Consider the following 21,050-nt stretch of genomic DNA (forward strand, 5'->3'; position numbering starts at 1 on the left):
TTATGGTACATATTTATGTTGATTTTGGCACTCAACATATATAATGTTGGCACTTTAGTCGATTTTTATTTCTTATATGTTATCATTATACAGGGAACGAAGTGGTATTAATATAGAGAAGGCTACAGCTAATGAAAGAGAGGGCTATAATGAATAAAACAGATAAATTGATAAGGATCACATTTTCAATCTTGAGTATCATGTTTCTTATTTCTTATAAAAGTCAGGGATATATTAATGGAGTTTCTATATGGAATTTACAGAGTTTTATATTAGCTCCAATATTAATTATTTTAGGTTGTATTGATCTAAAAGAAAAAAATATGCGGGGACTTATTAATATCGTATTGGGCATAATTCAGATTATTTTAATCATAAATAATTTTTTGCTATAACAAAAGTCTCGTTTATATAATACCAAATTATCGTTTTTCACGAGCTTTACTTATATCATAATAAGTAAAGCTCGTATAATCTTATTCCTCTTCAAAATCTCTTCCCAGAATAAAGTCGATGGTACGAAGCAGTTTATCCGTAGCCGATACAATTACCCGAATGGGCTGGCCAAGTTTAAAAGTTCTCCTTGTCATTTCACCCACCAGCTCATAATGTTCCTCATCAAAATGATAATAATCATCCTGAAGGTCATTGACATGGATCAGTCCTTCCACGGTATTAGGTAGTTCCACATAAAGCCCCCAGTTTGTCACTCCTGAGATGACTCCGTCAAATTCCTGTCCGATATAGCGGGACATATATTCACACTTTTTAAGCTTTATGGTTTCCCGCTCCGCTTCATCTGCCCTTCTCTCAAGAGAAGAGGACTGTACCGCTACCTGCATAAGAAGCTTATCGTAATGGCTGACCCGTTTCTCACTGAGACCTGCCCTTAAATTCTCCTTTATGATACGATGGATCTGTAAATCCGGATATCTTCTGATGGGGGAAGTAAAGTGCGTATAATATTTCGCAGCCAGACCAAAATGTCCGGTATTTCCTACTGTATACTTCGCCTGCTTCATTGAGCGGAGGGCAAGGCGGCTGATTAACGCTTCTTCCGGAGTATCCTCTGCATTGGCAAGCAGCTTCTGGACCTCCTTTGGGTATACCTCTCCGTTGTGGAAGCGGATGGAATATCCGAAATTGTTAATCAGTGTTGCCAGGCTTTTCATCTTCTCCGGATCGGGATTGTCATGGGTCCGATAAAGGAATGGGATCTCCTGCCAGAAATAATCCTCTGCAACGGTTTCATTGGCCATAAGCATAAAATCTTCGATGATTTTAGTAGCGGAGTTCCGGTCATAAGGCTTTATTTCCAAAGGCTTGCCCCGTTCATCAAGAATCACCTTTGTTTCCGGGAAATCAAAGTCAATGGAACCTCTTTTTTTCCTTTTCTCTCTTAAAATATCAGCCAGTTCCTTCATCTGTTCAAACATGGGAATAAAGGCTTCATACTCTTTCATCACTGCTTCATCATGGTTGGTAATGATTGCGTTCACTGCTGTATAAGTCATTCTGCGGTCCACATTAATTACCGTTTCCGCGATCCTGTGGCCGGTTACCGTGCCATTCTCATCAATATCCATGATGCAGCTCAGCGCCAGACGGTCTTCTCCCTGGTTTAAGGAGCAGATACCATTTGACAGCTTGTGGGGCAGCATGGGAATCACACGGTCCACCAGATAAACACTGGTTCCCCTTTTTAGTGCTTCTTCGTCAAGCGGGCTGTGCTCTGTTACATAATTGGTTACGTCTGCAATGTGCACACCCAGCGTATAGATACCGTCTTTCTTAGAAAGAGTAATCGCATCATCAAGATCTTTTGCATCTTCTCCGTCGATGGTGACTGTCTGCAGCTGTCTTAAATCCAGGCGCCCCTGCATATCTTTTCCAGTAATGGAATCCTGCACAGACTCCACCTGCTTCATCACACTGTCAGGGAATTCCTCCGGAAGCCCGTATGCACGGACAATGGAAAGAATATCGGTTCCGGGATCATTAACATGCCCAAGAATCTCTTTAATAACGCCCTCCGGTTTTTTCCCTTCTCCACCAAAATCAGTGACCTTAACTACAACTTTGTGTCCGTTTACAGCCCCCATATCCTTGCCCTGAGGTATAAATACATCCTTTGATATCTTTTGATTATCCGGTATTACAAACCCAAAATTTTTATTTTTCTGATAAAAACCGATAATTTCTTCATTGGCATGCTGAAGCACTTTGATAACCCGGCCTTCTGCTCTCTTTGCTCCCGAGCCTTCTGTCTCCACAGATATCAGAACGGTATCTCCATGAAGAGCGCCGCCCGTCTTATCCTCTGGTATAAAGATATCCTTCTCAAAGCCTTCTACAGATACGAAACCAAAGCCTTTCTGGTGTCCGAAAAATACTCCTGCAATGGATCCCACATCTGGCTTTCCATATTTGCCTTTCTGTGATACTCCGATTTTTCCTTCTGCCAGCAGCCCATCAAGCACCTGTTTTAATTCGTCTCTCTGATGTTTGGGAACCCCGAATAACATGGCTAGTTCCTTTAATTTCATCGGTTTATATGTCGGATCCGAAAACAGCTCCATAAACATGGCTTTCCGCTGCATTAACTGTTCTTCTGTCATTATTTTCCTCTCTTTTCACGTTTTACAATTTTATTTATGTTCATATTATCTGCACTTCCACCAATGGTATAACAGATATTATCCTTAATTCGAAAAAAACACCCTTGTTGCTATACCACAAGAGTGTTTAATCGCTACAGTATATTCAGATTCAGTACCAATGACAGAATAAAAAATAAGATTGCTCCGTACTTTGTAAACTTCTCCAGTTTTCCTTCCATAGAACGACCTTTATTCCTGCCCCAGTAAGTATCCGCCATACCACCGATAGAACCAAGACCCTGACTCTTTCCTTCCTGTAACAGGATGATCGCTGATAAAGCAATGCATATAATAACAAACACGATTGATAATATAATCCGGATCATTTTTCCACCTCCTTAAGTCAAACACCGATTATCATACCATATTTTTTCAGTAAATACAATGATTTTTTCTATTTTAATGCCGCTGGCCATAGAATTCCTCAATCCTGAGAAGTTCATTATATTTCGCCGTATTCTCTCCTCTGCAGGGCGCTCCGCATTTTATATAGTCCGCCCCTACGGCAGCGGCCATATCTCCCAGAAATACTTCCTCCGTCTCATTATCGCTGTTTGAGAATATCACTTTACTTCCCATTTTCTTTGCCGCACAAACCATATTAAGTGCACCAGTCACTGTACCAGCCTTTTTTAATTGTACCTCAACACCATTGGATGCAAAAAAATCGTCTGAAACCATCAGAAGACGGTGTTTTAACATTTGATACATCCTGTTTCTGTCATCCGGATCATTCTTATAAAGTCCGTTCATTACAATGCCCAGCGGAAATCCATCTGCAAGCCTTAAATAGTAGGATATCATATCTTTTTGATCTCTGTGAACCGGGATCCCATTTTTCAAACTCTCTTTGTCAAAGCGGTAAATTCCATCCTCTTTTACATATAGATTGTCCGCATTGCCATAGATTGCTGCAGAAACATCGGAATCAGGATCATATCCCGATAGCCTGACGGCATCCATTATATAATGAAGAGATTCCTCTGAACTTTTCATATCAGCTGCAAAGCCTCCGCTCTCCCCAACAGATGTATCATATCCATTTATGGATAATATGCGTTTTAATGTCTGGTATATTTCTGTTCCCATCCGAAGTCCTTCTGCAAAGGAACCGCGTTTTAAAGGGACAATCATAATTTCTTTAAAATCGATTCCTTTCACACAGTCTCCTCCATCAATCATACTCATTACAGGAACGGGCATTGCCGGAGCTGATGTTCCGCCTAAATAACGGTAGAGCGGAAGTCCCAGACCTGCTCCTGCTGCCCTTGCTGCTGCCATGGACAGAGCTGAAACTCCTGCCCTGCCTCTGCCTTTTTTATCAAATTGCTGCATTAAAAGACGGTCGATGTTCTCCTGATCAGCAGCATTCTCAAATAAAATGGCTTCTGCTAACCATTCACTTATAACGTCCGCCTCTTCCTCTCCATCTGCTTCATTAAAAACAGAAACCGTTGCTCTCCCATGTGCACCGTTTTCAAGGATCACTTCTGCTTCCACTGCCGGATTCCCGCCGGAATCATAAAGCATTCTTCCTCTTATCTGTTCTATATCAAGATCTTCAAGCATCTGATTTGCCTCCCTTTATTCCATCATTCCTCTACCGTAAGGATTGACGGGATTTTTCGGTTCCATGCAGGCAAATAAAAAAAGATGTCAGAAGCGGACCATGAGTTTCTTCTGACATCTTTATTCTATATTTATGCTCTCAGTTCAATACCGAGGGCCTGTAAACCATTGAGTATCTTTTTCATAACGCCTGAAACTTCCTGTTCCTCCAGCGTATGATCTGCAGCCCGGAATGTGATGGAATAGGCCACTGATTTAAAGCCAGCCAGAATCTGTGCACCCTCATAGATGTCAAACAGCTCATAGCTTTCCAAAATTTTCCCTCCCCGCTGCGCAATCACTTCCTCGATCTGACCCACAAGAATATTTTTAGGCACAACCATGCTGATATCTCTTGTTACTGCCGGATACTTTGCAATTCCCGTATATTTACGATCAAAACTTGTAAACGGTATCATAGAAGGCATATCAATGACTGCTACATAAGCCCGGTCTCCGATCTTATAGTTATCTGCAACCTCCGGATGAATCTCTCCCAGATAACCAATATTTACTCCATCGTAAATAATATCTGCCTGTCTTCCCGGATGGAGGAATGTCTTGCCTGCCTTCGGATCATAATGTGGTTTTAATTTCATGCCGGTTTTATCAAAGAATTCCTCAATAACACCCTTCATATCAAAGAAATCGCCATCTCCGTAAAAGCCCAGGGTAAACTGCATTCTTTCATCAGGAAGCTCGGTTAATGGAAGGCTCTTAGGCAGATAGATGTTAGCCAGCTCATATAAACGTACATTTTTGTTACGCCTGTTAAAATTAGTGGACAGTGAATTTAACATCCCATGGAGAGGAGTTGTTCTCATAACACTGTAATCTTCACCCAGAGGATTTAAGATATTAACGGTGGTGCGAAGCGGACTGTCCTCTGGAAGAAGCAGACGGTCAAAAACTTTGGGACTTTCAAAGGAATACGTCATTCCCTGTGAAAATCCGCTGAATTCTGCAACCTCTCTTGCAACTTCCTCCACTCTTAATTTGTAGGAAAGTTTACCAGTTGTTGCTTCTCCTGTTGGCAGGGATACCGGTATCTTGTCATAACCATAGAATCTGGCTGTTTCCTCTGCCATGTCTGCCATGCATTCCAGATCCTGACGGAATGTAGGTATTATGATCTCCCCTGTTTTCTCATCATATTCCAGTTCCAGACGGTTATAATACTCAAGCATCGTCTCCGGCGCAATATCTGTTCCAAGAAGACGGTTCATTCGCTCTGGTTCAAAAGCAATCCGCTTGCTTTCTCTCTTTTCCGGATAGACATCGATCATGCCGCCGACTACTTCTCCTGCACCCAGCTCTTCAATTAGCTGGCATGCACGGTCAATTGCAGCCTGTGCATTATTGGGATCAAGACCCTTTTCAAATTTACCGGAGGCATCTGTTCTTAACCCCACTTTTTTAGAGGAAAGACGGATATTGGTTCCGTCAAAGCAGGCACTTTCAAATACCATGGTATGAATTTCATCGGTAATTTTTGAATTCTCGCCTCCCATAATACCGGCGATACCCACAGCTTTCTCTCCGTCACGTATCATGAGTACGGTGCTGTCCAGTTTTCTCTCCTGACCATCCAGAGTCTGGAACAGTTCTCCATCCTCTGCACATCTGACAACGATTTCATGGCCTGATAGCTGATCATAATCAAAGGCATGCATTGGCTGACCGTATTCTTCCATTACATAATTGGTAATATCAACGATGTTATTAATTGGTCTGATTCCGCAGGCAGCAAGCCTTCTCTGCATCCAGACCGGTGAAGGAGCCAGCTTTAAATTTTTTACCATTCTTGCACAATAGCGGGAACAAAGACGGCTGTCTTCGACTGTCACTTTTAAATAATCGTGAACATCCTCACTGTTACCTGCAGCGGTTACTACCGGAGGAATAAATGGTTTGTTAAATGTAGCTGCTGCCTCTCTGGCAATTCCTATTACACTGTAACAGTCTACCCGGTTTGATGTTACTTCATATTCAAATACGGAGTCATGAAGGCCCAAAAGCTCTACTGCATCAGACCCTGGAACAGAATCTTCCGGAAGAATATAGATTCCGCTTTCCGGAGCATCCGGATACATCTCATTTGTAAATCCCAGTTCTTCAATGGAGCACATCATTCCGCAGGACTCAATTCCTCTTAATTTGCCCGTTTTTATCTTTATTCCATTTTCCGGAAGCGGACCGCCGTCATGTCCTCCGGCAACCTTCCCTCCGTCTAATACAACCGGTACCTTATCACCTGTTTTTACGTTTGAAGCGCCTGTTACGATCTGTACGGTTTCACTGCCTGCGTTAACCTGGCAGACAATCAGTTTATCCGCATCGGGATGGCGTACAATCGATTGAATGTGGCCTACTACAATCTTCTCTAAATTTTTATCCAGGCATTCATAGCCCTCAACCTTCGTTCCTGTCAGTGTCATGGCATCCGTGTATTCCTGTGGTGTCACATCCAAATCCGGTACATATGCTTTAACCCATGATAATGGTGTATTCATCAATCTATCTCCCTTCCTGTTTTTAGAACTGCTTTAAGAATCTGATGTCATTTTCATATAATAATCTCATGTCATCGATCTCGTATTTCAGCAGAGCAATTCTCTCCAAGCCTACTCCGAAAGCAAAGCCGGAATATTCGTTGGAATCAATTCCGCTCATTGCAAGTACATTGGGGTGTACCATACCGCAGCCTAAAATCTCGATCCAGCCAGATCCCTTACAGAAACGGCAGCCCTTTCCTCCGCACTTAAAGCAGGTAACATCCATTTCAGCACTCGGCTCAGTGAACGGGAAATGATGGGGGCGGAACTTCACCTTTGTCTCAGGACCGAATAACTCTCTGGCAAACTCAGCCAGTGTCCCTTTTAAGTCTGCAAATGTTATATTCTTATCGATTACCAGTCCTTCAATCTGATGGAAGGACGGGGAATGAGTTGCATCCACTTCATCGGAACGGAATACTCTGCCTGGTGCCAGCATACGAATCGGAAGTTTCCCCTTCTCCATGGTCCTGACCTGGACAGGAGAAGTCTGACTTCTCAAAACGATGTTATCACTGATATAAAACGTATCCTGTTCATCTCTTGCCGGGTGATTCTTCGGAATGTTTAGTTTTTCAAAGTTATAGTGATCATACTCCACTTCCGGTCCCTCAATGACCTCATATCCCATGCCTACAAAGATTCTCTCCACCTCTTCTAAAGCGATGGAATTGGGATGGGTATGACCTACTCTGCTTCTCTTTGCAGGCAGAGTGACATCAATCACTTCTTTTCTCAACTGCTCTTCCCTTGCTTTTTTCATCAGTGCCGCCATGGCAGCATCTAATTTTCCCTCAATTGCTTCACGGGCTTCATTGACCATCTGCCCGATCTTGGGTCTGTCTTCCGGAGCAACGTCCTTCATGCTCTTTAGCACACTGGTCAGTTCTCCCTTTTTTCCAAGATAAGCGACTTTAATGTCACCTAGTTTTTCCAGTGCATCCGAAGCTTCGATCTGCTTTAATGCTTCTTGTTTGATTCTCTCTAATTGATCTTTCATCATGCTCTCCTTCTTTGATTCATTCCCTGATACATCAAAAAAGCTCCATCCCTGTAAAAGGGACGAAGCTGTGTTCGCGGTACCACCCTGATTCCTGCTTCTAAAGCAGGCGCTCGGCATACGTAACGTGTAAGGACGTCATGACCTACACGCCTGGCAGACAAATACAACCGCCGGTTTCAGCCATGCTGCTTCAGTGGGAAATTCGATTTCTTAATTGAACTTAAAAGGGCTTTCAGCCGGTGACCCCTTCTCTCTGATAGAAACTAAGAATCTACTTGCACTTTCATCGCATTTAATTATAATATAATATTGCAATCATTATAATAAAACAGCATTAAAATGTCAAGAGAATTATTTTAATTTGAAGCCGGATACTACAGTCTTTAATTCCTCTGCAATTCGTTCCTGCTTTTCTGACATCTTAGACATGTCCTGTACAACTACATATGCTTTTTCGATTGTGCCAAGGACCATACTGCTGTTTCCTGCAGTCGTCTGAACGGATTCGGAGACATTCTGGATTGCATCACGCACTTCCTGCATCACCTGGCTGATGTTTGCAGCCATCTCCTCCACCTCATTGGAGATTTCTTCTATGGTAACTGCATCCTTGCCATATTGCTGTCCTACATTAACAAAACTGTCATAATCCGGAGTCACCGTATCTTTTAAGAAAACAAGCATGGACTGAGATCCATCTAACATCATGGTGAACGCATTCTGAACATCTGTAATAGTTCCCTCAATTTCCTTTACGATCTCAGAAGTATCTTTTGCAAGCTTTCCGATCTCTCTTGCAACAACAGCAAAGCCTCTGCCCTGTTCTCCAGCCCTCACTGCTTCAATTGAGGCATTGAGTGACAGTAAATTGATCTGGGAGGCCGTATTGGAAATAAGACGTGCCATATCGCCGATCCGCTCCACTACCTTTGCGTGCTGGACTGCCATCTGAAGGTCCTGCTCTCTTTCCTGGGATATCACAATGGCATTATCGTAAGCTTCCCTGCTTTTTTTCTCAATATCTTTTGCCCGTTCCATGATCTCTCCGGCCATACTGCTGCTTTTTTCCGTCTCATTTGCAAGTATTCCTACTGATGAGTTAACTTCTGCAAGAGACGCATTCAGCTCCTCCGTAGCTGCACTGGAAGACATCATTGCCTTGTCCACATCTCCCATATATGTTTTCACTTCGCTGAATTGAAGAAGCAGATCGTTTGATACTTTATTCAGGTGAATGCTGGCATCTGTAATATCTCCTGCCTGATCGGAAATCTGTTCAATCACCCCTTTGTTGCTTTGGAACATATTATTCAACGAGCTGCTCATCTGTCCCAGTTCATCTTTTCGTCTGGTTTTAAGAGGCTGGACTGTAAAGTCACCGGCAGCAAGAGAACCCGCAAACTTACGGACCTTCTTAAGACCTGATGCAATGCTTCCCACTTGCAGTAAAACTGCAAAAATACATAGAATCAATGCTGCAGCACTCAGCTTCATCAATTTCTCGTTTAATAGAACAATGGGTTCTTCAAGCTCAGACTGCGGCATCTTAATCATAATAATCCAGCCGACTCCCGGGACCGTATCATAATAGAGGTTATAAGTCTTCGTTCCCTCTGTGTAAGCCGTCTTTCCTCTGTCATTTGCAACCATCTCCGCTGCTGCAGCGGAAAGAGAGGCATTCTCGTCCTGCTTCATATTCATCGCTTTACTGACCTTATCCCCATCTGCACCGCTAAGATAAACTCCTTCTGCAGAAATCAGCATGGCAGTTCCGTTCTTCCCCACTTTAATGGACTTAATCAGTTCATCAATATCACTAAGCTGCATATCAACCGTCACAACTCCGATAAAACGGCTGCTGCTGTCATAAATAGGGGCCGCACAGGTGGCCATCATCATATCGAGAGTCGGGTCATAATAGGGATCTGTAATAACTGGAGTTTTCACTCCTCCTGATACCGATTGATAGTATGCCTGATTGAAATAATCATAACTGTCATTGCTGTATTCATTGGTCTGGATAACCTTATCACCGTCTTTGTACCAGTAAGGGCCCACATACTTCTGGCTGGTGTCATATACATTCGGCTCAAACCAGATACCACTGCCAAGTATTAAGCCGTTGGTTGATATTATATCTGAAATTGCCCTGCCGTATGTATCAAGATCTGTGGTCTGATAGGACGCACTCACTATATGTGAAATATTCATGGCCGTGGTTTCCACCGCATTTAAATCATTATTAATACCGTTAACGCTGGCTTTCAATTCCGACTCCATCGTGGAATTGCTCTGCTGCTCAATTAACTGACTGCTTGTAGATTCACTTAATTTGGCCAGAAAGGCCAGGGCAAGCACCAGAACAGGTAAAATTCCCAACAGCATCTTAACCCCTATGCTTTTGATTCCGATTCTTCTATTCATACTTTACTCTCCTGTAATTCAGTCTCGACCTTATAATACATATATCGACATTTAGTTAAAAACATCATATCATACCAAGGTAAATTTTACTAATAAGTTTTGCTATTTTTGTGTAAGCTTGATTCCGTTTTCCTATTGCAATTCCACTTATGTACATATAAACTGGATATCAGAACTTTTATACCTGTTAAGCTCCCTTCCTCCCCGCATCTTTTACTAATATCAGCAGTTTTTAATTATACTATTGATACTCATATTATGCAATATATGAATTTTACATATTTAAATCGTGTATTATACTAATTTTATTATCATAAAATAAGTACGAGAGGTGACAACAATGGATCAAGACTATATCAACAAAAGAATTACAGAATTACGTTTAAAAAAAGGAGTGGCGGAACATAAGATGAGCTTGGAGCTGGGACATAGCAGAAGTTACGTGCAAAGCATTTCCAGCGGCAGAAGCCTTCCCTCAATGGCTGAGTTTCTGGCAATCTGTGAATACTTAAGCGTAACACCGAAAGACTTTTTTGATAATGATAATCCCAACCCGCCCTTAGTCAAAGACACCATAGACAAGCTTAAAACATTACCGGAAAGTGATCTGCTGCTGATATTGACTATTATCAACCGGCTTCAGTCTCAATAGACGGGATTTTTGAAAAAAAAGGCAGAATAATTCATTGTCCCCGTGCATATGTACGGGGATTTTGAGGTATAACCGATAGTTTATGGATTCGTACTTGCGGCAGAAACAGTTGTTTTAAATTCATTGATTTCCTGAAGAGAAACAATGGTAGGTATTGCTTCCAGTGCCCTGGCATATATTTCGTCAAGATCCCCCCGATTTATCATACCAAAAAAATAACCATATAAATCCTGAAAAGTCTGTTCGTTTATCATGAAATCTCATTCCTTCCCCTGGCCGAATCAAAGCCAATACTTTTAATAATCTACTTCATTCACGTTATTGTAGATTGTAATGCTTTTACGTATTTTACACAGGCAGCTGCCCCAGTCCAGCCTTTTTTCAAACGGGCTGTTAAACATCACCATCAGCAGTTTTTTACCTACCGGATATATAATCAGCATGTTATAAAGGTTATCATCAAGAGCAGTGCTGATAAATTCCATCCAGGCAAAGGGAACCTTATTATCCAACTCTGTTCCATCATCGAGACAAACGCTCATCGGCTGAAAACGCTTTAAAACAAGATAAAATTCCTGTATTACAGACCCAAGCTGTTCTGGCTTAATCTCCCTTTCCACCATACTGAAAGAAAAATTAACAGTACCATCTTCATTGGTTTTTATTATTTCAGGGCGCTGTTCAGAAAAATATTTTCTTTTTGCATCTTCCGCTTTCATATCTTTAAATACCGTAGGAAGAAATAGGCCCACCTTATTATCAAACATCCTCACTTCACAGAATTGCAGTAGTTCTCCTTCCACATAGATCCCCGTTTCTATGCTGGTAAACCGGTTAATCCGCTCGAGGTGTCTGTCATCAATCAGTTTTTCATCCTCACACATGATTCATCCTCTCTATTTTGTTCAGTCTTTATCCGCGATACATTGGCTGATATTATCCACTCCCATTTCAACAATATCAGTCATCTTATTATCATTTGCGTATATTTCCACTTTTTTCTCCTCTGCAACAGATGCCCACATCATATTTAAAAGCAGAAGTACAATCACTTCTATGACAAGCAGCAGCCTTTTAAACAATGATCCTTTTTTACCGGCTGTTTTATGGGATCTGTAGGTGAATCGTGGTATCAGGACCAGTCTCTCCTGTAAAATTCTGCATTTTACAATTCCTGGTTCACGGGATGCAAAATCAAATAACATATTCTGACTTTTTTTCAGATAGTATAACCGATTCCAAAAATGAAGATCTCCGTATAATATATCTGTCTCCAGTTCATAATTTTTTATCTCTTCTGTCCCATCTTCTTTACGAATGGAACAGCTTGCCCTGTATTGATAATAACTTTCATTGTTTCTTTTATTCTGCACCATCAGCCCTCCTTTCGTTCTAAGAACTATGTTACTTATATTTTTATTCTACATGGAACAGAAATAAATTCAACCGAAGTGCCAAAATTGTACACTTTGAGTGCCAAAATTTGCACACCTGACCGATTGAATAGTGCTTTAGAGATAATAAACCGGGTGGGGGAATTTATAATTGTAGGTGCACGGAAACTGCTCCCTTAGATCATCAAAACAGGAAAACGAGACTGGCGCAAACGCACAGTCTCGTCTTCAAATAGATTGTTATAGCTCTTTCATACCCATTTTACTATTTTTCAGCACTCCATATACAAGCATAATGGATAGCAAAAGGTGGCTTATGGCTAGTACAACACAAATGCGGCTGTTGACAAACCAGAAGATTCCGCCTGCGATTACTTCTGCAAGCCATAGCTGTCTGCTTTTCAATCGGTAACGTCTTGTCTCCTCTTCGTCCAGAAGTTTATTATTATCAGCAACTGGTGCAAAGATAAAGATTAAGATTCCTGATATAAGAAACCCCGCTATTGGTAAATAAAGAGCAGCCGTTCCAACTATGTACATTTCAAGCAAACAGGTAATTATAATAAGGATTGCCGACACTACGGTACAGACTCCGTTGGTTTTCGCGTGATACCCTCCGCAATAGGACCGCAAGGGTATATAGCTGACAAGGAACACCAACACAGGCATAGGAGCGCGTAAAATTACTGCTATGACAACAGCCACGACTATGTTAATAATCTGGTTGAGTAAAACTTCATAAGCGTAAAGATACAATGAGCGCTGATTATCTTTTAAAAGATTCTTTTTAATCTGCCAGCTGACTATGCCATTGGAAATCCGTTGTAACATTAGAACTTCCTGAGACTCTTCGCCTCTTCAGGTACCTCTGGCTGGTGGTGAGCCCAGAAACAGGTTACATTCATGGTATAAGCTGCAACCAGTAATGCACATGTGTTCATAACGTTCACCATTGATACTTTTCCCTTTAAAGCATTTAACAATTTTTTCATCTTAAATCTCTCCTTTTTTTTCTTTAATTTTATAACAGTAATTTCCATTTTTCAAGTCAAGTGCCAAAATTATACACGTTGAGTGCCAAAATTTGCACATCTATCTTCTGTAAAAGCCGAAATCGTTAAAGTCGTGATAAAAAAGGCCTCTTTCTGAACAAGATTTAATGATCCTCCATACTTCTCAGCAAGTGAGGTAACTATACCTACACCCAGGCCATGATGTTTTGAATCTTCTTTTGTAGAAAGGAGTTTATCACCTTCTTTTATTGCTTTGACTTTAAAACTGTTTTCAATACGGAATATGAGGAAATAGTTAGTTCCCATAAATAGTTTTATATGTACTACACGCTTTTGGGGCTCACATTTAGAAGCCGCTTCCAATGCATTGTCAAGCAGGTTGCCAAACATAGAAATCAGGTCTGAGTCAGATATAAAATCCAGATTAATATTCTTTTCTATAAAAATAGAAAACTCAACTCCAAGTTCCTTAGCCTTTGAAACACGTTCCGACAATATGGCATTAAATACAGGATTACCGCTATAAATAACAATATTGATCTCATCTTGTATTTTCCCTTTCAGTTCATCTATAATTTCAACAATCTTTTGATTTTCCCCATTTAAAGCAAGCAGTCGAAAACTATTAAAGTACGAATGCACATCATGCATAAAACAACGGTAATGGTCATTTATTTTTAGTATGTTTTGAAAGTGATCATTTTCCATCTCTCTTTTCACTGAATAAAGCTCTGCATATTTTATTTTGTTCATCATGTCAGTATATTTCTCAAGTATAATAAATATTGCAGCATTGGAAAGATATAATAAAACGGCTCCACCGCACATGAAAATTTGTAAAACTATAGATTTCGGAAAATCCATATATAAAAAGCTGCTGGAAATAGCCAGAGATAACACAGGAACGATCAGTAAATACCATGAAAATACATTATTATTCCTGATATTTATCTTTTTAATATATTTCTCAATATAAAGCAAAAATAAAAAGCCTACAATATATTCTAATATCAAAAAATAAATTCCACCTGACGTAAACCATGGAGGTATGTAAATGGGAAGATTATAAGAAAGGAACCGATATAATAGTTCAAAAAGCACTTCCTTACCTCCCACAAATGCAAAATAAATAATTGTATATGCAATACCATTTGAAAAAGAAATCTTAAACAAAAGCAGAGCATAAATATAACAAAATAGTGGAACAGTTATAAAATTTAAGCTGACACTGCCAATTGCATTTTCAAAAAAGATCAGTAATGTTATTACAATACTAATTATTTGACGTTTTTTTCCAAAGATCTTAAATGGATAAATAGCAGCAAAAAACCGAAACATCATATAAACATCTGCGCCGCAGAACAAAAGCCTGCTTACTGAAAACAAATCATTTCCCATCTTAATTGCCATCCTTGTATTTTGATAACATAAATTCTTCCTTCAGCATATGAAATTCCTGCGCCTTGCTCCGGGTAATCTGAAACATGGTGTCAACATCTTTCAGGCGCAGAATCTTGCTGGTACAATAAACCAAATATTTAAAATTAATAATATAGCTGTCATGAGGATAGCCGAAACCATACTTTTTAAGGCGCTCATAAATCGTCTCCAGTTTATCCGGAACCCGGATATCAGGGATTTCACTGCTGTCAATTTCTTTAATTCCGTAAATTCTAATGGAGCTTTCAGAAATATGAACTCTTGTATTCTTCTTAAATTTTTCTATGTATACAATATCATCTGCCCGAAGAAACAGCCGTTCCCGGTTCACGTTCGCCGTCAGAAGCGGTGCCTGACCCAGTTCAATCATTTTATCCAGAGAATCTCTTATATAACGGTCCATTAATTCATCGGTCATATTCTTCATAATATAGCGGTAAGGCTGGACTTCAAAGCTGCGGGGAGACGGTTCTGCAAAGCCTGTATTAAAAACAAGAATTACATTATTATCCAGTTCCCTGACCCGCACCGCTGTTTCTTCTCCATTCATTTCATTCATCTGAACATCAAGAAAAATAATAGAAAATCTAATATTTTTAATCGCTGATAAAAGGCTGATTCCAGAATCATATTCGTGTATACGGAATTTATCGCTTTCGGGCATATTCTTACCAATTCTCTCTATTAAACGCTCTCTGTCGCCCATACTATCATCGCAAATAGCAATTTCAAACATTCTTTTTCCCCTTTATAAATTTCTTTTTTATTGAATATCGTATATTCCCTCCTATTTTATAAGAAATATGCCAAGAATACAAGAAAAGGTGCCAGAAAAATACAAGTTCATACTTTTTCGGTACCTCATTTCTGATTATTCAACTTAATTATACGGCAAACTGACTGTTATAGAGCTGAGCATAAAAACCATTTTCTGAGAGAAGGTCCTCATGCGTTCCCTGTTCAATGATATGGCCCTCCCTCATAACCAGTATGACATCCGCTTCCTTGATTGTGGAAAGACGGTGAGCAACAATAAAGCTGGTGCGTCCCTCCATCATTTTAGCAAATGCTTTCTGTATCTTTAATTCAGTTCTGGTATCGATGGATGATGTCGCCTCATCAAGAATAAGAATCGGCGGAAGGCACAGCATGACTCTTGCTATGCACAAAAGCTGTTTCTGACCCTGTGATAAGTTTCCTCCGTCTTCTGAAATGATTGTATCATATCCCTGCGGCATGCGGGAAATAAAGCTATGCGCATGTGCTTCTTTTGCTGCTGTGACTATTTCTTCCTCAGATGCATCCGATTTTCCGTAGGCGATATTTTCTCTTATCGTCCCAGTCTTCAGCCATGTTTCCTGTAAAACCATTCCATAGGAGGATCTTAAGCTTTCTCTGGTAATGTGACGAACGTCGTTTCCATCCACCTTTATGGCCCCGGCATTTACATCGTAAAAGCGCATGAGAAGGTTAATTACCGTACTTTTCCCGCAGCCGGTAGGACCAACAATGGCAATTCGCTTTCCCTGTGCTGCGCATAAATTCATATCCTCAATCAACCGTACCTCCTGATTATAGGAAAAATCAACATGTTCCAGAACCACCTCGCCTCTGGAATTCTTTAGTACAACCGCCTGGCCGTCATCCGGTATCTCTGACTCTTCGTCAATCAGTTCAAATACACGTGCAGCTGACGCAAGAGCGTTCTGAAGCTCTGTTACTACGCCTGATATCTCATTAAAAGGTTTCGTATACTGATTGGCATAACTTAAAAAACTTGATAACTGACCCACTGTCAAAAATCCGTTTACTGCCGCAATTGCACCGGCGATTCCTACACAGGCATAAACAAGGCTGTTTACAAACCGCGTAGCCGGATTGGTAATGGAAGAGAAAAAGGTTGCCTTAAGTCCCCATACACGAAGCTCTTCATTAATGGTTTCGAATTTTTTCTGAGCCTCATCTTCATAAGCAAAGGCCTTTACCACCTTCTGGTTTCCCAGCATCTCCTCCACCAGAGACGTCATTACTCCTCTTGTCTGAGATTGCATCCGGAACATACTGTATGTTCTTTTCGCTATAAAACTGGCCACAAACAGGGACAGCGGGGTAACAAGCACAACCAGAGCCCCGATTAACGGATTAATATAAAACATAAAAACCAGTGTTCCTAAAATGGTTAAAACTCCGGTAAACAGCTGGGTGAATCCCATCAGCAGGCCATCGGAGAACTGATCAATATCAGCAATAATTCTGCTGATTATATCACCATGTGCATGTGAATCTATATACTTTAAAGGAAGGCTTTCCAGCTTATTAAAAGCCTGCGTTCTGATGTCCTTTACCACCCGGTAAGTAATCTGATTATTGATATGGCTCATGACCCACTGCGCCGTTGCAGTAACCAGAATCACTATCCCCATCTGTGTCAGGATCACACCCATTGTTTTAAAATCCACTTTTCCGGCACCTGCTATACAATCAATAGCGCGTCCGATTAATATGGGAATATACAAGGTAAATACAACTGTAAGAAACGCACAAAACAGCGAAGCCATTACACTCCATTTGTACTTTCCAATCTTATTTAAGATTCGTTTGACTGTAGTCTTATGCCTTTTTATATTCATATTACTGCACCTCCTTTTCAGACAGCTGGGATAGGCAGATTTCACGGTAGACCTCACAGGATTCCATTAATTCTCCATGCTTTCCGCAGCCTGCCATCCGCCCATCTTCTAACACGACAATGCTGTCTGCATTCTTGATTGTGGAAGCTCTCTGGGATACTAAAAATACGGTCATATCCCTGGTTTCCTCCTTAATCGCCTTGCGGAGTCTTGCATCGGTGGCAAAATCCAAAGCAGATGCGCTGTCATCCAAAATAAGAATCTGGGGATTTTTTACAATGGCTCTGGCAATGGTAAGACGCTGGCGCTGGCCTCCGGATAAGTTTTTTCCCCCTGCCTGTATCAGAAAGTCAAGTCCTTCCCCTTTTTCTTCCACAAATTCCTTTGCCTGGGCAATAGTAAGTGCCCGGTAAATGTCTTCATCAGAGGCATCCTTTTTCCCCCACTGCATGTTTTCCCGAATACTTCCTTTAAAAAGAACCGCCTTTTGGGGAACAATACCTACCATCTCTCTCAGCTGGCCCAGCGGATATTCCCTGACATCGATACCTTCCACTCTGACGCTCCCCTGAGATACATCATAAAATCTTGGAATTACGTTCACCAGTGTGGATTTTCCTGATCCCGTCCCTCCTATAATTCCGATGGTCTCACCTTTTTTCGCGCAAAATCCAATTCCCCTCAGAGATTCAGACTTTGCACCCTGATAAAAAAGGCTTACCTGATTAAATTCCACCTTGGGTGAATCTGTTTTCCCCTTTACCTCGTTATGGTTTGTGTCTTTAATGCCTGGTTCCATGGAAAACACGGAACTGATCCGGTTGGCACAGGCCAGAGCTTTGGATATGGTGATAATTAAGTTGGCAAGCTTCACCAGCTCAACCAGTATCTGAGACATGTAATTTACAAGAGCCACTACCTGACCCTGAGTGATATTCCCTGTCTGAACCCGATTTGCACCGGTGTTAATGAGTACAATGATTGCAAGGTTTATAATTACATAAGTAAAAGGATTCATCAATGCGGATATCTTACCTACAAATACCTGGAGTTTCACAAGCATGCCATTCTCTTCATCGAACCTGCGTACTTCATCATTCTGACGGTTAAATGCACGGATCACACGGACGCCGCCCAGATTTTCTCTTGCTGCCAGTAAGACCCGGTCCAGCTGCTTTTGTACTTTTTTATATAGAGGCATACTAAAAAGCATAATACCGAATACTACAACTGAAAGTACCGGTATGGAAACCGCAAATATCAGAGCTGCCTTTATATCGATGGTAAATGCCATAATCATTGCGCCGAAAACAACAAACGGTGAGCGCAGAAACAGGCGCAGAAATAAATTCACACCGGACTGGACCTGATTCACATCACTGGTCATTCGGGTAATGAGAGTGGCCGTTCCTATGGTATCAATTTCCTGAAAAGACAGAGTGTTAATATGGGAAAACAGATCATTTCTTAATGAAGTACCAAAACCTGCCGCTGCCTTTGCCGCAAAGTACTGTGCTGTTATGGAACAGGTAAGACCGATAATGCCTAACAGAACCAGCAGTCCACCCATGGACAGAATATAAGTCACATCATGGTTTTTGATTCCAATGTCAATGATTGCTGCCATTACCAGAGGCACAAGAAGTTCAAAACTGGCTTCCAGAAGCTTGAACAATGGTCCCAGTATGCTTTCCCGCTTATAATTACTCAAATACTTAAGGAGCTTTTTCATTTTTCTTAATCCTCCCGCAAATAATACTTTTTAAGAATAATGCATTGTATTATTATACCATTTTGATATAATAATACAAGTATAAAATGAAATCAGATAGAATAGAGGATGTACCAGATGATTCCAATTAATTCAAAACAGTTATACTATTTTACCGTCGTCTCAGAGACCGGAAGTTTTACTGCAGCTGCAAAAAAACTGGGGATTTCTCAGCCGCCTTTAAGCAAGCAGATTATGCTTCTGGAGGAAGAGATGGGAGTGAAGCTTCTTGAGCGCAGATCGAAAAAGGCAGAGCTTACAGAAGCAGGCACATATTTATATTTTAAGGCAAAAGATATTTTATCCATGATGGGGACTGTATCAGATGATTTAAAGCATTTTCCATCTTCTGCCAGAGGTGTGCTGAAGCTGGGGACCATTTCTTCATCCGGAACTGTACTTCTGGATTTTTTAAAGAATTTCACATCAGCTCACCCAGGTGTCCGGTTTGAAGTAACAGAAGGCAATACCTATGAACTCCTGGAGAAAATGAAAAATGGACTTGTAGAATGTTCCATTATACGAACACCTTTTAATCCGGAGGGTCTTAAATGTGTCTACGGTAAGAAAGAACCCATTATGGCAGTGGGTAATCCCGCATTTTTCCCGGAGTTTACAGGGAATAAGGTAAGTCTTACAGAGTTGAAGGGGAAGCCATTAATTTATTACCGCAGATTTGATTCCATCATTTCTCTGGCATTTCAAAACAGCGGGATCAAACCGGATATCTTTTGCAGGAATGACGATGCAAGGACCTGTCTACAATGGGCAAAAGCAGGAATGGGAATTGCTCTGGTACCCCAATCCATCAGCCTCACCCTGGGGCAGGAAAATCTGTTATTCCGGGAAATTGATTCTTCCGATACCGTTACCCAGATAGCCGCTGTATACAAAAAAAATGGCTATGTCTCAAACATAGCCAGGGAATTTGTAACCAGTTTTGGCGATCAGTCCAATTGATTAATCAAAAAGGCTCAACTGGGTAATCTGGTAATTTTTCTTGTACGCGTGAATTATATCCGGCATTTTATAAAGAATCCGGTTTCGGCTGCACTCTTCAGAAAACACCTGCCATAATTTACGTGCTCTTGGACTGGTGCACTGGTAATTATTTCCATAACGCTTCATATACTGCTCTGCCAGGTTATCTCCAGGAAACAGCTCCCCTAATCGGTCATAATACCATTCTCTCTGATTGTTCCGCAGCGTGACACCAAAAGCCGGATAGATAAAATCAGCGCCGGCTTCTTTCGCTGCAGCTATAATAGAACTGATATTGTCTTCATTATCCTCCAGAAAAGGGAGGACAGGCATCAGAAGGATCCCTGCAAACAGCCCCTGGTCTTTAAGGGCCGCAATCAGTGACAGCCGGTCGGATGGTCTGGAAACCCTGGGTTCAATTTTAGACGCCAGATTATCATCACTTGTAGTAACCGTAACCTTTAGAATAACAGGAGAATGATCTGCTATACTTTTCAGTATATCAATATCCCTTTGAAGCAAAGTACTTTTTGTAGCAATGGCTGCCCCAAAACCAAAGGCATCAATCAATTCCAGGGCATGTCTGGTAAGCTTAAGTTCATTTTCCAGTGGATTGTATGGATCACTCATTGCTCCTGTTCCCACCACTCCTGTTTTTACTTTTCTTCTCAGATCATCCCGTATGATCCGAAGTGCATCCTCCTTGACACGTACGGTATCAAAATGATCAATTCTGTAACAGTCTGAACGGCTGTCACAGTAAATACAGCCATGACTGCAGCCTCTGTATATATTCATATTATAATCAATCCCAAACCAGCCGGAGGTCTTTGTTTTTGTTACAATTGTTTTTGCCGGGATGTATTCCATGATAATTCTCCCTCTTTTTATACTTTTTTCACTGAACAGAGAATCCCTT

The 21,050-nt window shown here is 41.0% G+C and carries 18 protein-coding genes and 1 other annotated feature; of the genes, 2 read left to right on the forward strand and 16 right to left on the reverse strand.

Features of this window, described 5'->3' with window-relative positions; translation table 11 throughout:
- Positions 1-476: 476 nt before the first annotated feature.
- The 6 genes from rnr to RZO55_RS15180 form a co-directional block, all read right to left on the reverse strand.
- Positions 477-2,618: a ribonuclease R gene (gene rnr / locus RZO55_RS15155; protein WP_318065097.1), complete on the reverse strand. Its 2,142-nt coding sequence runs from the start codon at positions 2,616-2,618 to the stop codon at positions 477-479.
- A 134-nt stretch (positions 2,619-2,752) separates the two neighbouring features.
- Positions 2,753-2,986, reverse strand: a complete 234-nt coding sequence (gene secG, locus RZO55_RS15160) for a preprotein translocase subunit SecG (RefSeq protein ID WP_097005797.1) — start codon at positions 2,984-2,986, stop codon at positions 2,753-2,755.
- 73 nt (positions 2,987-3,059) lie between these two features.
- Positions 3,060-4,229: a phosphopyruvate hydratase family protein gene (locus RZO55_RS15165; protein WP_318065098.1), complete on the reverse strand. Its 1,170-nt coding sequence runs from the start codon at positions 4,227-4,229 to the stop codon at positions 3,060-3,062.
- 131 nt (positions 4,230-4,360) lie between these two features.
- Positions 4,361-6,781, reverse strand: a complete 2,421-nt coding sequence (pheT, locus tag RZO55_RS15170) for a phenylalanine--tRNA ligase subunit beta (protein ID WP_318065099.1) — start codon at positions 6,779-6,781, stop codon at positions 4,361-4,363.
- 22 nt (positions 6,782-6,803) lie between these two features.
- Entirely contained in the window at positions 6,804-7,823 is a 1,020-nt protein-coding gene (pheS, locus tag RZO55_RS15175) for a phenylalanine--tRNA ligase subunit alpha (RefSeq protein ID WP_318065376.1), read from the reverse strand.
- A 55-nt stretch (positions 7,824-7,878) separates the two neighbouring features.
- Positions 7,879-8,122, reverse strand: a binding site (T-box leader).
- Positions 8,123-8,177: 55 nt separating this feature from the next.
- Positions 8,178-10,250: a methyl-accepting chemotaxis protein gene (locus RZO55_RS15180; RefSeq protein ID WP_318065100.1), complete on the reverse strand. Its 2,073-nt coding sequence runs from the start codon at positions 10,248-10,250 to the stop codon at positions 8,178-8,180.
- Between the two features lie 340 nt (positions 10,251-10,590).
- Here RZO55_RS15180 and RZO55_RS15185 point away from each other — a divergent pair, with 340 nt between their 5' ends.
- Positions 10,591-10,902, forward strand: a complete 312-nt coding sequence (locus tag RZO55_RS15185; protein ID WP_318065101.1) for a helix-turn-helix domain-containing protein — start codon at positions 10,591-10,593, stop codon at positions 10,900-10,902.
- 80 nt (positions 10,903-10,982) lie between these two features.
- On the opposite strand, the gene RZO55_RS15190 is transcribed toward RZO55_RS15185, so the two are convergent.
- The 9 genes from RZO55_RS15190 to RZO55_RS15230 form a co-directional block, all read right to left on the reverse strand.
- Entirely contained in the window at positions 10,983-11,156 is a 174-nt protein-coding gene (locus RZO55_RS15190) for a hypothetical protein (RefSeq protein ID WP_318065102.1), read from the reverse strand.
- A 42-nt stretch (positions 11,157-11,198) separates the two neighbouring features.
- Entirely contained in the window at positions 11,199-11,786 is a 588-nt protein-coding gene (locus RZO55_RS15195) for a hypothetical protein (RefSeq protein WP_318065103.1), read from the reverse strand.
- Positions 11,787-11,807: 21 nt separating this feature from the next.
- Positions 11,808-12,278: a hypothetical protein gene (locus RZO55_RS15200; RefSeq protein ID WP_318065104.1), complete on the reverse strand. Its 471-nt coding sequence runs from the start codon at positions 12,276-12,278 to the stop codon at positions 11,808-11,810.
- 258 nt (positions 12,279-12,536) lie between these two features.
- Entirely contained in the window at positions 12,537-13,127 is a 591-nt protein-coding gene (locus RZO55_RS15205; protein ID WP_318065105.1) for an accessory gene regulator ArgB-like protein, read from the reverse strand.
- Positions 13,127-13,288, reverse strand: a complete 162-nt coding sequence (locus tag RZO55_RS15210) for a cyclic lactone autoinducer peptide (RefSeq protein WP_318065106.1) — start codon at positions 13,286-13,288, stop codon at positions 13,127-13,129. Before RZO55_RS15210 ends, RZO55_RS15205 begins: the two co-directional genes overlap by 1 nt.
- Positions 13,289-13,357: 69 nt before the next feature.
- On the reverse strand, positions 13,358-14,719 hold the full coding sequence (locus RZO55_RS15215; protein WP_318065107.1) for a sensor histidine kinase: 1,362 nt from the start codon (positions 14,717-14,719) through the stop codon (positions 13,358-13,360).
- Positions 14,709-15,485, reverse strand: a complete 777-nt coding sequence (locus RZO55_RS15220) for a LytR/AlgR family response regulator transcription factor (RefSeq protein ID WP_318065108.1) — start codon at positions 15,483-15,485, stop codon at positions 14,709-14,711. The genes RZO55_RS15215 and RZO55_RS15220 overlap by 11 nt, the downstream gene beginning before the upstream one ends.
- Before the next feature lie 148 nt (positions 15,486-15,633).
- The gene (locus RZO55_RS15225) at positions 15,634-17,379 is read right to left on the reverse strand and encodes an ABC transporter ATP-binding protein (RefSeq protein ID WP_318065109.1); all 1,746 of its coding nucleotides are present in this window, start codon (positions 17,377-17,379) and stop codon (positions 15,634-15,636) included.
- Position 17,380: 1 nt separating this feature from the next.
- Positions 17,381-19,111 carry an ABC transporter ATP-binding protein gene (locus RZO55_RS15230; protein ID WP_318065110.1) on the reverse strand — a complete coding sequence of 577 codons (1,731 nt, stop codon included), beginning with the start codon at positions 19,109-19,111 and terminating at the stop codon, positions 17,381-17,383.
- A 117-nt stretch (positions 19,112-19,228) separates the two neighbouring features.
- Between RZO55_RS15230 and RZO55_RS15235 the strand changes: the two genes are divergently transcribed.
- Positions 19,229-20,110: a LysR family transcriptional regulator gene (locus tag RZO55_RS15235; protein ID WP_318065111.1), complete on the forward strand. Its 882-nt coding sequence runs from the start codon at positions 19,229-19,231 to the stop codon at positions 20,108-20,110.
- On the opposite strand, the gene RZO55_RS15240 is transcribed toward RZO55_RS15235, so the two are convergent.
- On the reverse strand, positions 20,111-21,001 hold the full coding sequence (locus RZO55_RS15240; RefSeq protein WP_318065112.1) for an SPL family radical SAM protein: 891 nt from the start codon (positions 20,999-21,001) through the stop codon (positions 20,111-20,113).
- Positions 21,002-21,050: the final 49 nt, after the last annotated feature.

The organism is Clostridium boliviensis, assembly GCF_033342255.1.
Classification (GTDB): Bacteria; Bacillota; Clostridia; order Lachnospirales; family Lachnospiraceae; genus Lacrimispora; species Lacrimispora boliviensis.

Bases quoted from the DNA above. Each gene is read 5' to 3' on its own strand.
- rnr (WP_318065097.1), bottom strand. From the start codon at position 2,618: ATGACAGAAGAACAGTTAATGCAGCGGAAAGCCATGTTTATGGAGCTG.
- secG (WP_097005797.1), bottom strand. From the start codon at position 2,986: ATGATCCGGATTATATTATCAATCGTGTTTGTTATTATATGCATTGCT.
- RZO55_RS15165 (WP_318065098.1), bottom strand. From the start codon at position 4,229: ATGCTTGAAGATCTTGATATAGAACAGATAAGAGGAAGAATGCTTTAT.
- pheT (WP_318065099.1), bottom strand. From the start codon at position 6,781: ATGAATACACCATTATCATGGGTTAAAGCATATGTACCGGATTTGGAT.
- pheS (WP_318065376.1), bottom strand. From the start codon at position 7,823: ATGAAAGATCAATTAGAGAGAATCAAACAAGAAGCATTAAAGCAGATC.
- RZO55_RS15180 (WP_318065100.1), bottom strand. From the start codon at position 10,250: ATGAATAGAAGAATCGGAATCAAAAGCATAGGGGTTAAGATGCTGTTG.
- RZO55_RS15185 (WP_318065101.1), top strand. From the start codon at position 10,591: ATGGATCAAGACTATATCAACAAAAGAATTACAGAATTACGTTTAAAA.
- RZO55_RS15190 (WP_318065102.1), bottom strand. From the start codon at position 11,156: ATGATAAACGAACAGACTTTTCAGGATTTATATGGTTATTTTTTTGGT.
- RZO55_RS15195 (WP_318065103.1), bottom strand. From the start codon at position 11,786: ATGTGTGAGGATGAAAAACTGATTGATGACAGACACCTCGAGCGGATT.
- RZO55_RS15200 (WP_318065104.1), bottom strand. From the start codon at position 12,278: ATGGTGCAGAATAAAAGAAACAATGAAAGTTATTATCAATACAGGGCA.
- RZO55_RS15205 (WP_318065105.1), bottom strand. From the start codon at position 13,127: ATGTTACAACGGATTTCCAATGGCATAGTCAGCTGGCAGATTAAAAAG.
- RZO55_RS15210 (WP_318065106.1), bottom strand. From the start codon at position 13,288: ATGAAAAAATTGTTAAATGCTTTAAAGGGAAAAGTATCAATGGTGAAC.
- RZO55_RS15215 (WP_318065107.1), bottom strand. From the start codon at position 14,719: ATGGCAATTAAGATGGGAAATGATTTGTTTTCAGTAAGCAGGCTTTTG.
- RZO55_RS15220 (WP_318065108.1), bottom strand. From the start codon at position 15,485: ATGTTTGAAATTGCTATTTGCGATGATAGTATGGGCGACAGAGAGCGT.
- RZO55_RS15225 (WP_318065109.1), bottom strand. From the start codon at position 17,379: ATGAATATAAAAAGGCATAAGACTACAGTCAAACGAATCTTAAATAAG.
- RZO55_RS15230 (WP_318065110.1), bottom strand. From the start codon at position 19,111: ATGAAAAAGCTCCTTAAGTATTTGAGTAATTATAAGCGGGAAAGCATA.
- RZO55_RS15235 (WP_318065111.1), top strand. From the start codon at position 19,229: ATGATTCCAATTAATTCAAAACAGTTATACTATTTTACCGTCGTCTCA.
- RZO55_RS15240 (WP_318065112.1), bottom strand. From the start codon at position 21,001: ATGGAATACATCCCGGCAAAAACAATTGTAACAAAAACAAAGACCTCC.